General features: G+C 60.4%; 15 protein-coding genes. All 15 read left to right on the plus strand.

All coding sequences use genetic code 11. The annotated features are described in order from the left end of the window. The first annotated feature begins 23 nt into the window (after positions 1-23). The 15 genes from ACR1XY_RS10620 (at position 24) to ACR1XY_RS10690 (ending at position 13,722) form a co-directional block, all read left to right on the plus strand. Positions 24-236: a hypothetical protein gene (locus ACR1XY_RS10620; protein WP_480593270.1), complete on the plus strand. Its 213-nt coding sequence runs from the start codon at positions 24-26 to the stop codon at positions 234-236. Positions 237-403: 167 nt separating this feature from the next. Beyond that, the gene (ftsW, locus tag ACR1XY_RS10625; protein ID WP_480592951.1) at positions 404-1,567 is read left to right on the plus strand and encodes a putative lipid II flippase FtsW; all 1,164 of its coding nucleotides are present in this window, start codon (positions 404-406) and stop codon (positions 1,565-1,567) included. Next, the gene (locus ACR1XY_RS10630) at positions 1,567-2,664 is read left to right on the plus strand and encodes a UDP-N-acetylglucosamine--N-acetylmuramyl-(pentapeptide) pyrophosphoryl-undecaprenol N-acetylglucosamine transferase (RefSeq protein WP_480592953.1); all 1,098 of its coding nucleotides are present in this window, start codon (positions 1,567-1,569) and stop codon (positions 2,662-2,664) included. The genes ftsW and ACR1XY_RS10630 overlap by 1 nt, the downstream gene beginning before the upstream one ends. Then, positions 2,661-4,070, plus strand: a complete 1,410-nt coding sequence (gene murC, locus ACR1XY_RS10635) for a UDP-N-acetylmuramate--L-alanine ligase (protein WP_480592955.1) — start codon at positions 2,661-2,663, stop codon at positions 4,068-4,070. The genes ACR1XY_RS10630 and murC overlap by 4 nt, the downstream gene beginning before the upstream one ends. A 66-nt stretch (positions 4,071-4,136) precedes the next feature. Next, on the plus strand, positions 4,137-4,382 hold the full coding sequence (locus ACR1XY_RS10640) for a DUF2484 family protein (RefSeq protein ID WP_480592957.1): 246 nt from the start codon (positions 4,137-4,139) through the stop codon (positions 4,380-4,382). Then, positions 4,379-4,645, plus strand: a complete 267-nt coding sequence (locus ACR1XY_RS10645) for a DUF2484 family protein (RefSeq protein WP_480592959.1) — start codon at positions 4,379-4,381, stop codon at positions 4,643-4,645. The genes ACR1XY_RS10640 and ACR1XY_RS10645 overlap by 4 nt, the downstream gene beginning before the upstream one ends. A gap of 22 nt (positions 4,646-4,667) precedes the next feature. Continuing rightward, the gene (locus tag ACR1XY_RS10650) at positions 4,668-4,961 is read left to right on the plus strand and encodes a hypothetical protein (RefSeq protein ID WP_480592961.1); all 294 of its coding nucleotides are present in this window, start codon (positions 4,668-4,670) and stop codon (positions 4,959-4,961) included. Beyond that, positions 4,958-5,884 (plus strand): UDP-N-acetylmuramate dehydrogenase, encoded by a 927-nt coding sequence (gene murB, locus ACR1XY_RS10655; RefSeq protein WP_480592962.1) that lies wholly within the window; start codon positions 4,958-4,960, stop codon positions 5,882-5,884. The genes ACR1XY_RS10650 and murB overlap by 4 nt, the downstream gene beginning before the upstream one ends. Before the next feature lie 103 nt (positions 5,885-5,987). Continuing rightward, the gene (locus tag ACR1XY_RS10660; RefSeq protein ID WP_480592964.1) at positions 5,988-6,911 is read left to right on the plus strand and encodes a D-alanine--D-alanine ligase; all 924 of its coding nucleotides are present in this window, start codon (positions 5,988-5,990) and stop codon (positions 6,909-6,911) included. Next, the gene (locus tag ACR1XY_RS10665) at positions 6,899-7,900 is read left to right on the plus strand and encodes a cell division protein FtsQ/DivIB (RefSeq protein WP_480592965.1); all 1,002 of its coding nucleotides are present in this window, start codon (positions 6,899-6,901) and stop codon (positions 7,898-7,900) included. The genes ACR1XY_RS10660 and ACR1XY_RS10665 overlap by 13 nt, the downstream gene beginning before the upstream one ends. 8 nt (positions 7,901-7,908) lie before the next feature. Continuing rightward, positions 7,909-9,243: a cell division protein FtsA gene (gene ftsA, locus ACR1XY_RS10670; RefSeq protein WP_480593272.1), complete on the plus strand. Its 1,335-nt coding sequence runs from the start codon at positions 7,909-7,911 to the stop codon at positions 9,241-9,243. Continuing rightward, the gene (locus ACR1XY_RS10675; protein ID WP_480592967.1) at positions 9,230-9,646 is read left to right on the plus strand and encodes a hypothetical protein; all 417 of its coding nucleotides are present in this window, start codon (positions 9,230-9,232) and stop codon (positions 9,644-9,646) included. Before ftsA ends, ACR1XY_RS10675 begins: the two co-directional genes overlap by 14 nt. Positions 9,647-9,995: 349 nt before the next feature. After that, on the plus strand, positions 9,996-11,618 hold the full coding sequence (gene ftsZ / locus ACR1XY_RS10680) for a cell division protein FtsZ (protein ID WP_480592969.1): 1,623 nt from the start codon (positions 9,996-9,998) through the stop codon (positions 11,616-11,618). 213 nt (positions 11,619-11,831) lie between these two features. Beyond that, positions 11,832-12,752 carry a UDP-3-O-acyl-N-acetylglucosamine deacetylase gene (gene lpxC, locus ACR1XY_RS10685; RefSeq protein WP_480592971.1) on the plus strand — a complete coding sequence of 307 codons (921 nt, stop codon included), beginning with the start codon at positions 11,832-11,834 and terminating at the stop codon, positions 12,750-12,752. A 127-nt stretch (positions 12,753-12,879) separates the two neighbouring features. Continuing rightward, complete coding sequence (locus ACR1XY_RS10690) at positions 12,880-13,722, plus strand: outer membrane protein assembly factor BamD (protein ID WP_480592973.1); 843 nt, start codon at positions 12,880-12,882, stop codon at positions 13,720-13,722. Positions 13,723-13,757 lie beyond the last annotated feature (35 nt).

A 13,757-nucleotide genomic window follows, 5' to 3' on the forward strand; every position in this document is an offset into this window, starting at 1 on the left:
CTGTAAGCCAGAAAAGATCAGACATGTTCACCGCTCGTTTTCGAACCGTGAATCACGCCGCTATACGGAAATCAATGGGTCCTGAGCCTAGAGAATTCAGTTTCGTGATGATTTGGGAAAGCCTAGACGCGCTTAAAGCTTTTGTCGGTGAAGACTACAACAGCCCCCACATTGATCCTGCCGAAGCTGAATTGGTCGAAGCACGATTGATCAAGCACTATGATCTGGTCGCTTAGGTAACCCGAAAGTTCAACGACCGGGCACTTTGCCGGAAGAACCGGTCCATTGTGCCGATTTCGTTGGTCGGCCCGTCATTCTGCTAGCCCAAACGCCAAAATCCCTGTAGAGTCTCAATCAGACCCCGAAAACGGGGCGTTAACGAGGCAGAGAGTGGCGGTATCTCATGACTGAGATGGTGTATGGCGCGGTCCAGGACCAGCGCGGCGAACCGATTCTACCAAAGTGGTGGCGGACAATCGATCGCTGGACGATGTCCTGCGTTTTGATCCTGTTTGTCATCGGATTGTTGCTGGGGTTGGCCTCGTCACCGCCGCTGGCCGGTCGCAATGGGTTTGATCCGTTCCACTATGTCGAGCGGCAGGCCCTGTTCGGTGGGCTGGCGCTGATTGCGATGCTGCTGACTTCGATGATGTCGCCGACGCTGGTGCGGCGTCTGGCGGTGCTGGGCTTTCTAGGCGCGTTCGTGGCGCTTGCCTTCCTGCCGGTATTCGGCACCGATTTCGGCAAGGGCGCGGTGCGCTGGTACTCGCTGGGGTTTGCCTCGCTGCAGCCCTCCGAATTTCTGAAGCCCGGCTTTGGCGTGGTGGCTGCATGGCTGCTGGCCGCGTCCCAGGAGATCAATGGCCCTCCGGGACGGTTGTGGTCCTTTGCGTTGTGCATGGCCATTGTCGGGATGCTGGTGTTGCAGCCGGATTTCGGACAAGCCTGTCTGATCCTGTTCGGCTGGGGCGTTATGTATTTCGTCGCCGGCGCGCCGATGCTGCTGCTGGTTGGCATGGCCGGCGCGGTGGTGCTGGGTGGTATGCTGGCCTATTCCAATTCGGAACACTTCGCCCGGCGGATTGATGGGTTTCTGAACCAAGAGGTCGATCCGACCACTCAGATCGGTTATGCCACCAACGCCATCCGCGAGGGTGGTCTGTTCGGCGTGGGTGTGGGCGAGGGGCAGGTGAAGTGGTCTTTGCCCGATGCGCATACGGATTTCATTATCGCCGTCGCGGCCGAGGAATTCGGCCTGATTCTGGTGTTGATCATCATCGCGCTGTATTCGATCATCGTGGTGCGCTCGTTGCTGCGGCTGATGAAGGAGCGCGACATGTTCATCCGTCTGGCGGGCACCGGTCTGGCGTGCATCTTCGGCGTGCAAGCGATGATCAACATGGGTGTTGCGGTGCGCCTGCTGCCCGCCAAGGGCATGACGTTACCGTTTGTCAGCTATGGTGGTTCGTCGCTGATTGCGGGTGGCATTGCAGTCGGGATGCTTTTGGCGTTTACCCGAACCCGCCCACAGGGCGAGCTTGGCGATATTCTGCGCGGACGAGGTTGATGACCAAACCCTATCTACTGATTGCGGCGGGCGGCACCGGAGGCCATATGTTCCCGGCGCAGGCGCTGGCCGAAGCGATGTTGCACAAAGGCTGGCGTGTTCGCCTGTCCACCGATGCACGCGGCGCGCGGTATACTAGCGGCTTTCCGCATACGACCGAGATAGTCAAGGCCTCCTCGGCCACCTTTGCCCGGGGCGGTCTGGCTGCGAAAGCTCTGGTAGGGCCCAAGGTTGCCACTGGCGTTACCAGCATGGCGTTTCAGATGATGCGCGACCGGCCGGACGTAGTGGTGGGCTTTGGCGGCTACCCCTCGATCCCGGCGCTGGGCGCGGCGATGATGTTGAAGATCCCGCGCATGATTCATGAGCAGAACGGTATTCTGGGGCGGGTGAACCAGCTGTTTGCGACCCGCGTATCTCAGGTGGCCTGCGGCATCTGGCCAACCGACCTGCCTGAGGGCGCGAAGGGCATCCATACCGGTAATCCGGTTCGTGCCGCCGTGTTGGAGCGCGCAGCGGCTGGCTATATCCCGCCGGGCGAATACCCGATGTCTGTCTTGGTAATGGGCGGCTCGCAGGGCGCGCGCATCCTCAGCGATGTGGTGCCGGGCGCGATCGCTGCTTTGCCGGACGAACTTCGCAGCCATATCCGCGTCGCTCATCAGGCGCGTGACGAGGACGGAGAGCGGGTCACCGCCTTCTACGCCGATCATGGCATCCGAGCCGAGGTTAAACCATTCTTTCAGGATGTCCCCCGGCGTATGTCCGACGCGCAGTTGGTCATCAGCCGCTCGGGCGCGTCCAGTGTCGCCGATATCTCGGTGATCGGGCGGCCTTCGATCCTGGTCCCCTATGCTGCGGCCGCAGGCGACCACCAGACCGCCAACGCACGAGGGCTGGTACAAGCGGGCGGGGCGATCATGATTCCTGAAAACCTGCTTGACGTTTCCGCGTTGACCGAGCAAATCACCGCAGTTCTGACAAACCCCGAAGCCGCACAAAAGATGGCCCATGCCGCCCTCTCGACCGGCGCGCCGGATGCGACCGAGCGTCTGGTGCACCTCGTCGAAGACCTGGCGCAGAAGGAGACCGCATGAATCCAGCAACCAAACTGCCGCAAGACGTAGGGCCGATCCACTTCGTTGGGATCGGAGGGATCGGGATGTCGGGGATTGCCGAGGTGCTGCTGAACTTGGGTTACCGGGTTCAGGGGTCAGACCTGAAAGCCTCGAAGATCACCGATCGTCTGGCAGGTTTGGGGGCCGAGATTTTCGTGGGGCAACGTGCGGAAAATCTGGAAAACGCTGCCGTTGTTGTGGTGTCGACCGCGATTAAACCCGGCAACCCGGAACTGGACGGTGCCCGCGCGCAAGGTCTGCCGGTTGTCCGCCGCGCCGACATGCTGGCCGAGCTGATGCGGCTGAGATCAAACATCGCCATCGCCGGAACCCACGGTAAGACCACCACGACCACGATGATGGCCGAGTTGATGGTGGCGGGTGACTTTGACCCGACCGTGATCAATGGCGGGATCATCCACGCCTACGGCTCGAACGCGCGGATGGGGCAGGGCGAATGGATGGTGGTCGAGGCCGACGAATCCGACGGCTCGTTCAACCGTCTGCCCGCGACTATTGCCATCGTTACCAATATCGACCCCGAGCATATGGAGCACTGGGGCGATTTCGACAAACTGCGCGACGGGTTCTATGAGTTCGTCTCGAACCTGCCTTTCTACGGTTTGGCCGTGTGCTGTACCGACCATGCCGAAGTGCAAACACTGGTGGGCCGCATCACCGACCGCCGCGTGCGCACCTATGGCTTTAACGCTCAGGCTGATGTGCGGGCGGTGAATCTGACCTATAAGGGCGGCGTTGCCCATTTCGACATCCACCTGCAATACGAAGACACGGTGATTGAAGGTTGTACCCTGCCGATGCCGGGCGATCACAACGTCTCGAACGCGCTGTCCGCGGCTGCGGTAGCCCGTCATCTGGGTATGAAAGCCTCAGAGATCCGCGATGCTTTGGCCAATTTCGGCGGTGTGAATCGCCGGTTTACCAAGGTGGGCGAAGTTGATGGTGTCACCATCATCGACGATTACGGCCATCACCCGGTTGAAATAACCGCCGTGCTGAAAGCCGCGCGTCAGGCGACCGAGGGCCGTGTCATCGCGGTGCATCAACCGCACCGCTACTCTCGGCTGTCCAACCTTTTTGACGACTTCTGCACCTGTTTCAATGATGCAGACGTGGTGGCCATCGCCGAAATCTTCGCCGCCGGAGAAGACCCGATTGAAGGCGCATCCCGCGACGATCTGGTCCAAGGTTTGATCCGTCACGGCCACCGCCACGCCCGCGCGCTGTTGGATGAAAGCGATCTGGAACGATTGGTCCGCGAGCAGGCTCGTCCCGGTGACATGGTCGTTTGTCTGGGCGCCGGGACGATCAGTACCTGGGCCCATGGGTTGCCTGCGCGGCTGCAGCAAAAACAAGCAGTTTGACGCAATGGACTTTTGGGTGACGCAACTTTAAAGTGTAGCGTCGCAACGTCCTCGGAGGGGCAGCAGGTGTATTCAGTTGTGTTCGCATCCATGTGGGTCGTGGCCGCGACAATCGTGGCCATGTTGCCGATGCGGTTGCAGTTTCCTCCGGGAATTGTGTTGCTGATCTCTGCGCCTGTCTTAATCGTTTGGCTGGGATACGACTATGGCTGGTTCCTCTCGGTACTGGCCTTCGCCGGCTTTGTGTCCATGTTCCGTAACCCAATCCGGTATTACTGGCGCCGGTGGTCGGGTAGGGAGATCGAGGAATGAACTGGTCCATCGCCCTTGCCGCGCTGTGGGGGATTGCCGCAAATGTGCTGGCGATGCTCCCAAGCAAAGACAATCACTGGACGCGCGCCTATATCCTGGTTGCGGTTGGTATCCCGATATTGGGCTATGTCACTTTGCAGAACGGCCCGTGGGTCGGGCTGCTGGTTCTGGCGATGGGCATGTCGGTGCTGCGCTGGCCGGTTATTTACCTGACCCGTTGGACAAAGGCGAAAATGCAGGGCATGAAGGCGACCAACAAGTAACGACCGCTTTCAGGAGGCCCCCATGGTCGACATCGCCACATTTGCTTATCTGCCACTGATCACGCTGGTCCTTGGGGCCGTGGCAGGCTTTGTTGCGGGGCGCTGGATCGGCCTCAGGGGTCTGTTGTTGCTGATCGGGCTGACTTCTGTCGTTTCGCTGGTTTTGATTGTAATGCTGGCAGGCGTCGGCACTGGCGAAGAGGAACAGGCCTTTGGGCCCTTCATCTGGCTGACCGGAGCGGTCCTGCCCTTCCTTTTGGCGGTCATAGTGGGCGGGGTCGGTGGGCGTAGCCTGGCTGCAAGAGCAAACACATGATCAATTTGACCGAAGTCAGGGGGCGCCTGACGCGGGCCCGATCTCTGAACGACCTGACCTGGCTGCGTGTTGGCGGGCCGGCAGACTACCTGTTTCAGCCCGCGGATATCGAGGACCTGCAGTGTTTCCTGCGTGATCTACCCGCAGAGGCCCCGGTTTTCCCGATGGGCGTCGGATCGAACCTGATCGTGCGGGATGGTGGTCTGCGCGCCGTGGTGATCCGGCTGGGGCGCGGGTTCAACGGTATCACGGTTGAGGGTAACACGGTTACCGCAGGCGCAGCCGCGCTTGATGCGCATGTAGCGCGCAAGGCGGCGGATGGGGGCGTGGACCTGACTTTCCTGCGCACCATTCCCGGCTCGATCGGCGGCGCGGTGCGGATGAACGCCGGTTGTTACGGTAGCTACACCGCTGACGTGCTGCGCAAGGCCACCATCGTCACGCGGCAGGGAGAGTTGGTTGACTTGACCCCTGACGACCTGAACTTTCGCTACCGGCAATCCGACCTGCCCGAAGGGGCGGTATTGGTTTCGGCGACGTTCGAAGGCCCCGCGGGTGACCCGCAGGACCTGCACGACCGCATGACGGCGCAGTTGCAGAAACGCGACGAGACTCAACCCACCAAGGACCGCAGCGCCGGGTCGACGTTCCGAAACCCGGCCGGGTTTTCATCGACCGGGCGGGCGGATGATGTACATGACCTCAAGGCCTGGAAGGTGATCGACGACGCGGGAATGCGCGGAGCGACGCTGGGCGGGGCTCAGATGAGCCCGAAGCACTCGAATTTCCTGATCAATACCGGCACCGCCACAGCCGCCGACCTTGAAGGTCTGGGTGAAGAGGTGCGAAAAAAGGTTTACGAAACAAGCGGCATAACGTTAGAGTGGGAAATCATGCGGGTCGGTGATCCGCTGAAAGAATAAAGCCCCAACCGTCAGACCATAACAGGCAAAATCAGGCGACGGATCAAAGGCATAACGCAGTACGGACCACCCTATAAGGTCCGGGGACATTGAGGCGCACGAAGTGGGACTGTCGAGCAGGACAAACCCCAAAGTGGCGGTATTGATGGGTGGCCCCTCGGCGGAACGCGAGGTGTCTCTCAGCTCTGGGCGCGAATGCGCGGCCGCCCTAAGGGGAGAAGGCTTTGAAGTGGTTGAGCTGGACGCAGGTCCCGATCTCCACGCGCGCCTTTTGGACATCAAGCCGGATGTAGTTTTCAACGCTCTGCATGGCCGCTGGGGTGAAGATGGCTGTGTACAGGGCCTGCTGGAATGGATGCGCATCCCGTATACGCATTCCGGTGTGCTGGCCTCGGCATTGGCAATGGACAAGCAACGCAGCAAAGAGGTGTTTCAGGTCGAAGGCCTGCCCGTTGTTCTCAGCGTGATCGTGCCCAAGGTCGAAGTAATCAAGGTCCACGTGATGGAACCGCCTTACGTGGCCAAGCCGAACAACGAAGGGTCCAGCGTTGGTATCTATATCGTTCACGAAGGCTCGAACGGTCCGCCGCAGCTGTCGGACGAGATGCCCGAGCATGTGATGGTCGAGAAGTACATTGCTGGCCGCGAGTTGACCGTGACCGTGATGGGTGACCGTGCCCTGACGGTGACCGAGATCATGACCGATGGCGGCTGGTACGACTATGACGCCAAGTACAAGCCCGGTGGCTCGTGGCATGTGCTGCCCGCTGAAATCCCACAGGACATCTTTGACCTCTGCATGGACTACGCGCTGCGCGCCCACAGGGCGCTTGGGTGCAAGGGCGTTTCCCGAACCGATTTCCGCTGGGATGACAGTATGGGGGCCGATGGGTTGTTCCTGTTGGAAACCAACACGCAGCCCGGCATGACGCCGACCTCGCTGGTGCCAGAACAAGCCGAGCATCGCGGCATGACTTTTGGTCAGCTTTGCGCCTGGATGGTGGAGGACGCCTCGTGCAACCGCTGAGAGCCACCCGCGCGCCGGTGATCCATCGCTCGAAACCGCTGGCCGGGCCGGATGCCGATTTCGCGTCAGGTGCCCATCACGATGTCGAGCCGAAACTGCGCCTGCGCGGGGCAAAGCTGTTCGGGCGTAAATCGCAGCGGTTCGATCCGGCCCCGTCGCGTTTGAGCTATCGCCTTCAACGTTGGATGCTGACGCCGGGTGTTAGGCGCGGGCTGAAGGTCGGGCTGCCGATTGCGGCGGTCTGTGCCGCCATCGGGCTGTACTTCAGCGCAGAAGACCGGCGCGAGGCCGTGGTTGCCTATGTCAACGACATCAAGACCTCGATCCAGCAGCGCCCGGAATTCATTGTCAATCTGATGGCCATCGATGGCGCAGGCACCAACCTGTCCGAAGATATCCGCGAGGTTGTGCCGCTGGATTTCCCGATGAGTTCCTGGGATCTGGATGTCGAACAGATCCGCGACACGATCACCGGGTTGGATCCGGTCAAATCCGCCTCGGTCCGCGTCCGCCCTGGCGGCATTCTTCAGGTCGATGTGGTCGAGCGGCAGCCGGTCATCGTCTGGCGTACACGCAGTGGGATCGAATTGCTGGACGAAACCGGCGCGCATGTTGAGCGGATCGCGTCGCGCAAGGATCACTCTGACCTGCCGCTGATTGCGGGCAAGGGTGCGGATGCTCATGTAGGTGAAGCGCTGCAACTGATGACAACCGCACGCAGCCTTGGCACCAGGGTGCGGGGCCTGGTGCGGATCGGCGAGCGCCGCTGGGATCTGGTTCTGGATCGCGGCCAACGCATCATGCTGCCAACCGAGCGCCCCGTGCGCGCGCTAGAGCGCGTGCTGGCGGTGAACGAAGTGCAGGATCTTTTAGAACGTGATGTGGCGGTGGTGGATATGCGCCTTGGGCAGCGTCCGACCATCAGAATGACCAAAGCCGCCAGCGAAGACTGGTGGAATACAAAAGTGACAGTGGGTAACGGGCAGTAACGACCATGATGACCGATCTTTATCAGTCCCAACGGGCCATGCGGCAGATGCGCAGACAGGCGATGCAACGCGGTGTTGTCGCCATTCTGGATGTTGGCAGTTCCAAGATCGCCTGCCTTGTGCTGCGGTTCGACGGCACCGGACGGCTGAGTGAGGATAACAGCATTGGGTCTCTGGCCGGTCAGACCGGGTTCCGGGTGATCGGCGCAGCGACTACGCGGTCGCGCGGCGTACAGTTTGGCGAAGTCACCGCCATGCAGGAGACCGAACGCGCGATCCGGACGGCTCTGCAGGCGGCTCAGAAGATGGCTGATATCCGGGTGGATCACGTGATCGCCAGTTTCTCGGGTGCAAATCCGCGTTCGTACGGTCTGGACGCGCAGGTCGATTTGGAAGGACAAGTGGTTTCCGAGGCCGAGGTCGGCCGCGTGCTGAACGCCTGCGACGTGCCGGACTACGGCGCAGGTCGTGAAGTGCTGCACGCCCAGCCGGTGAATTTCGCGCTCGATAACCGCTCGGGCCTGATCGACCCGCGTGGGCAGATGGGGCAGTCGCTGGCAGTCGACATGCACATGCTGACCGTCGACGCGGTCGCGATCCAAAATATCGTGCGCTGCATCAAACGCTGCGATCTGGAATTGGCGGGGATTGCAAACTCGGCCTATGTGTCGGGCATTTCCGCGCTGGTCGAGGATGAGCAGGAATTGGGCGCGGCCTGTATCGATATGGGTGGTGGTACGACCAGCGTTTCGATCTTCATGAAGAAACACATGATCTATGCTGATTGCGTGCGTATGGGTGGGGATCACGTGACTGCTGATATCTCGATGGGGCTGGGCGTCCCGGCGGCTGTGGCCGAACGGATCAAGACCTTCAACGGTGGCGTTCACGCAACCGGGGCCGATGATCGGGATCTTATTGATATCAGAGGCGATACCGGCGATTGGGAGCATGACCGCCGCACCGTCAGCCGGGCCGAACTGATCGGTATCATGCGTCCGCGCGTGGAAGAGATCTTGGAAGAAGTGCGCGTGCGTCTGGATGCGGCCGGGTTCGAGCATATGCCCAGCCAGCAGATCGTGCTGACCGGCGGGGGTAGTCAGATCATGGGGCTTGATGGCCTTGCGACCCGTATATTGGGCCAGCGTGTCCGTCTTGGCCGCCCGTTGCGTGTTCACGGCTTGCCGCAGTCGGCAACCGGGCCGGGGTTCTCATCGGCTGTGGGGCTAAGCCTGTTCGCCGCGCATCCGCAGGACGAATGGTGGGATTTCGAAATCCCGGTCGACACCTATGCCGCGCGACCCTTCAAGCGTGCAATGCGCTGGTTCCGTGACAATTGGTAATCGGGCAGGGGTCGCGGCGTTGATCGCCCTAGCCCCGTTCGCTGCGCATGCCCAGACCCGCATCACGCCTGAAACCTTCCTGGCTGCGGTCCAAGGCAAGACGGTCACATTCGTCGACTATCCCAGCGGTTTTCTGGTGGGTACCGAGGAATTCCTCAGCCCCACATTGTCCGTTTGGCGGATGGAGGGGCGGGGTTGCGTTTACGGGCAAATCACCACGCCGAACGGCCAGATCTGCTTTTTGTACGATGACGATCCTGATGACGTGCCGGTTTGCTGGTGGCCCTTTCTGCATCAAGACCGCCTGATGGTTCGACTGGCCAGTTTCAGCCGCCGCGAGATTCAAGAGGTGCGCAGCATCACCGAGGACGGGCTGAATTGTCCAAGTGTCCCTATTAGCTAAAGAAATGGGTTGCGGCCCTCAGTTTTATGCCGCAAGATATCCACAAGGCCCGTCAGAGGCCCCGCGGCAGGACCTGAGCAGTTTTCCGCATCTTGAAAATCGGTCGAAACCCTAAGTGACGTGCATGTTGGCTACGACGCATGTGTCGCTTGCGTTGTGGTGGGTTGAGATTATTTCGCAACATCTGGCGTTCAATGCGAAATACCGCTAATTGCCGCCATATTTCCTCCATATTTTGTGGAATTTGGCGATTTTTGGCGTGACCTTTGCGGTTTGGATCGGTAGGATTGTAAGCGGATAGGTAAGAAAAACACCGCTTTGGCGGGTCAAAAAAACAGGCGGACAGAGCATGACATTGAATCTTTCGATGCCCGGGCACGACGAACTGAAGCCTCGGATTACAGTATTTGGCGTTGGCGGTGCGGGCGGAAACGCCGTTAACAACATGATTGAAAAACAGCTGGACGGCGTCGATTTCGTTGTCGCCAACACCGACGCGCAAGCGCTGCAGCAAAGCCAGTCGTCTGCGCGGGTGCAATTGGGCGTGAAAGTCACCGAAGGTTTGGGTGCTGGTGCGCGGCCCGCCGTAGGTGCCGCAGCCGCCGAAGAAAGCATCGAACAAATCGTCGATCATCTGGCTGGTGCGCATATGTGCTTTATCACCGCCGGTATGGGCGGTGGTACCGGAACGGGAGCGGCTCCGATCATCGCGCAGGCCGCGCGGGAACTGGGCGTACTGACTGTCGGCGTTGTCACCAAACCTTTCCAGTTTGAGGGTGCCAAGCGGATGCGGCAGGCCGAAGACGGTGTTGAATCGCTGCAAAAGGTCGTTGACACTCTGATCATCATTCCGAACCAGAACCTGTTCCGTCTGGCTAACGAGAAAACCACCTTTACAGAGGCGTTCTCGATGGCGGATGACGTTCTGTATCAGGGCGTTAAGGGCGTGACCGACCTGATGGTGCGTCCCGGCCTGATCAACCTCGACTTTGCCGATGTCCGCGCCGTGATGGACGAGATGGGCAAGGCGATGATGGGTACTGGTGAGGCCACCGGCGAAGATCGCGCGGTTCAGGCGGCCGAGAAGGCGATCGCCAACCCGCTGCTGGACGAAATCAGCCTCAAGGGCGCCAAAGGCGTGTTGATCAACATCACCGGTTCCCATGACCTGACGCTGTTCGAACTGGACGAAGCCGCCAACCGCATCCGCGAGGAAGTGGACCCCGAAGCCAACATCATCGTCGGTTCAACCCTGGATACTGCGATGGAAGGCGGAATGCGTGTATCGGTTGTGGCCACCGGCATCGACGCCAGCGAGAAAAGCGAAGACGTACCGGTTGCGCGCCGCCCCATGTCGGCTCCGCTGACCCGCACCGTTTCGGCAGAAGAGTCGCGGCAGGACGAGGCCCCCGCGGCAGTGGCTGAAGTGGCCGAGCCTGCGCCGCAGCCTGAAGTCAACCGCGAACCCTCGCTGTTCGAAACTGCCGAGGAACCGGCGCAGCAGCAATTCCAGCCGCGGGCAGAGCAGGACGATGACGGTTTGCCGCCCCCGGCATATCAGCCGCGCGTGGCCGAATTTGAACCGGCCCCCGAGCCGGTTGAGCCTGCGCCCGAGAGCTTTGTTGCACCGCAGCCGCAGGCCGCGGCCGGCACACCGTCGCCCGAGGCACTGCAGCGTCTGCAGGCCGCCGTTCAGAATATCCCAGCGGCCGCGCGTGGCCATCCCGCGCCCCGTCCGCAGACCCCGCAACCGGCAGCGACGCCGCAGGCGGATGCACATGATCGTCCCCGGTTCGGCTTTAACCGCCTGATCGACCGGATGACCGGCCACGCCGCCGATACCCCGGCCCAACCGGTGCGCCAGCAGCCTCCGATGCGCCAGGCTGACGCTACGGCACCTGCGCATGACGAGGCCGACCCCGAGCAGGATCGGATCGAAATTCCCGCGTTCCTGCGCCGTCAGGCTAACTGAACCCGGTAACAATGTACCTAAAAAGGGTCGCCGTTTGGCGGCCCTTTTATTTTTAAATACATGGGCTTGTCCGTATGTAAGCAGGGATTTGCCGATCTGTTACATTCATGTTTCATTCAGTTACAAAGAGTGAGTTGAGCCTTTTCCCGACCTTCCTTAGTTGAATGTCCAACACGGGCCAGAAAGGCCGGAAACCACTCACCGAGGTTCACCTTGCAACATACGCTCAAATCTCCGATCACGTTTACAGGCGTTGGGCTGCACAGCGGCAAGCCTGCGACGATGGTCCTGAAGCCGGCAGCTGCCGGTCACGGCATCTGGTTCAAACGGACGGATATCGAGCTGGGCAATGCGTTGATCCCTGCGATCTATGACGTGGTAGAGCGCACGCCACTGTGCACCCGTCTGGTAAATGAAGCAAACGTCTCGGTGTCGACTGTCGAGCATATCATGGCCGCGCTGGCCGGATGTGGCGTTCATAACGCGCTGATCGAGATCGATGGTCCCGAGGTTCCGATCATGGACGGCTCGTCGATCGATTTCGTGCGCGGCATCATGGCCAAGGGTGTACGCCGTCAGGCCAGCCCGGTTCTGGCCTTCGAAGTTCTCAAGCCGGTAACCGCATCGCGCGAAGGCGCAAGCGCGTCGATTGCACCTGCGGACGGTTTGATCATCGACTTCCACATCGATTTCGAGGACAGCGCGATTGGCAGTCAAACCAAGCGTCTGGACATGCGCAACGGCTCTTTCGCACGTGAACTCAGCGATTGCCGCACCTTCTGCCGCCGTACGGATGTCGAAGCGATGCGTGAAAACGGCCTTGCCCTGGGTGGTACCTTGGAAAACGCCGTCGTCGTACAGGGTAACGAAGTGCTGACCCCGGGCGGTTTCCGCCACGCGGATGAGGCGGTGCGCCACAAGATGCTGGACGCTCTGGGTGACCTCTATCTGGCGGGTGGTCCGATTCTGGGCCACTTCACCGGTGACAAGTCCGGCCATGCCATGACAAACACGCTGCTTCGCAAGCTGTTCGAAACACCCGGTGCGGTACGCCCGGTGCTGTGCACCCCAGAACAGGCCGCGCGCCTGCCGGGGCAGGGCCTTGTCTGGGACGAAATTCCCGAAGTTGCCTGATTAGATCACCTCTGTCGACAATTCCGCCAGCGGGTGTACTAAGGCGTTTTGCCCCGGAATTATATGTGCTAAACCGAAGCCCAATCCGGGGCTTACCCCGATAAGCAATACGACAAGGATAGGCGGAATGGTTGGCACCAAAGCGGCAGTCAGGTTCGCGGGCGCGATTCTTCTGACAGCAGTTTTGACGGCCTGCGGCGACAGTGGCGCAGACCGCAATCAGAACCTGGAAGGCTTTACGCCAGAACAGATTTTCACACGTGGTGAGTTTGAGCTGTCGCAGAATCGCTCGGACGATGCGGCGTGGTATTTCTCGGAAGTGGAGCGTCTGTATCCTTATTCCGACTGGGCCAAACGCGCGTTGATCATGCAGGCGTTTTCGTTCCACACGGACAAGAATTACGAAGAAAGCCGCGCTGCCGCGCAGCGCTATATCGACTTTTACCCGACGGATGAAGACGCGGCATATGCGCAGTACCTTCTGGCGCTCAGCTACTATGACCAGATTGATGAGGTCGGGCGCGACCAGGGCTTGACCTTTCAGGCGTTGCAGTCGTTGCGGACGGTGATCGAGGTCTATCCGGACAGCGAATATGCTACCTCGGCCGTGCTGAAGTTCGATCTGGCCTTTGACCACCTGGCTGGCAAAGAGATGGAGATCGGGCGCTATTACCTTCGTCAGGACCATTATACTGCGGCCATCAACCGATTCCGCGTGGTGGTCGAGGATTTCCAGACCACCACCCACACCGCCGAGGCGCTCTATCGTCTGATCGAGGCGTATCTGTCGCTGGGTCTGGTAGATGAGGCGCAGTCGGCTGGGGCTATTTTGGGTTACAACTACCAGTCGTCCGAATGGTACGATGCGGGCTACAAGCTGCTGACCTCGCGCGGGTTGGAGCTGAAGAGCCGCGGCAACAACTGGCTCAGCCAGATCTACCGCCAGACGATCAAAGGTGAGTGGTTGTAATCGCCATGGCTACAGGCGTGGGACGCTGAGACCCG

This window comes from Ruegeria sp. AD11(2025), from assembly GCF_056542405.1.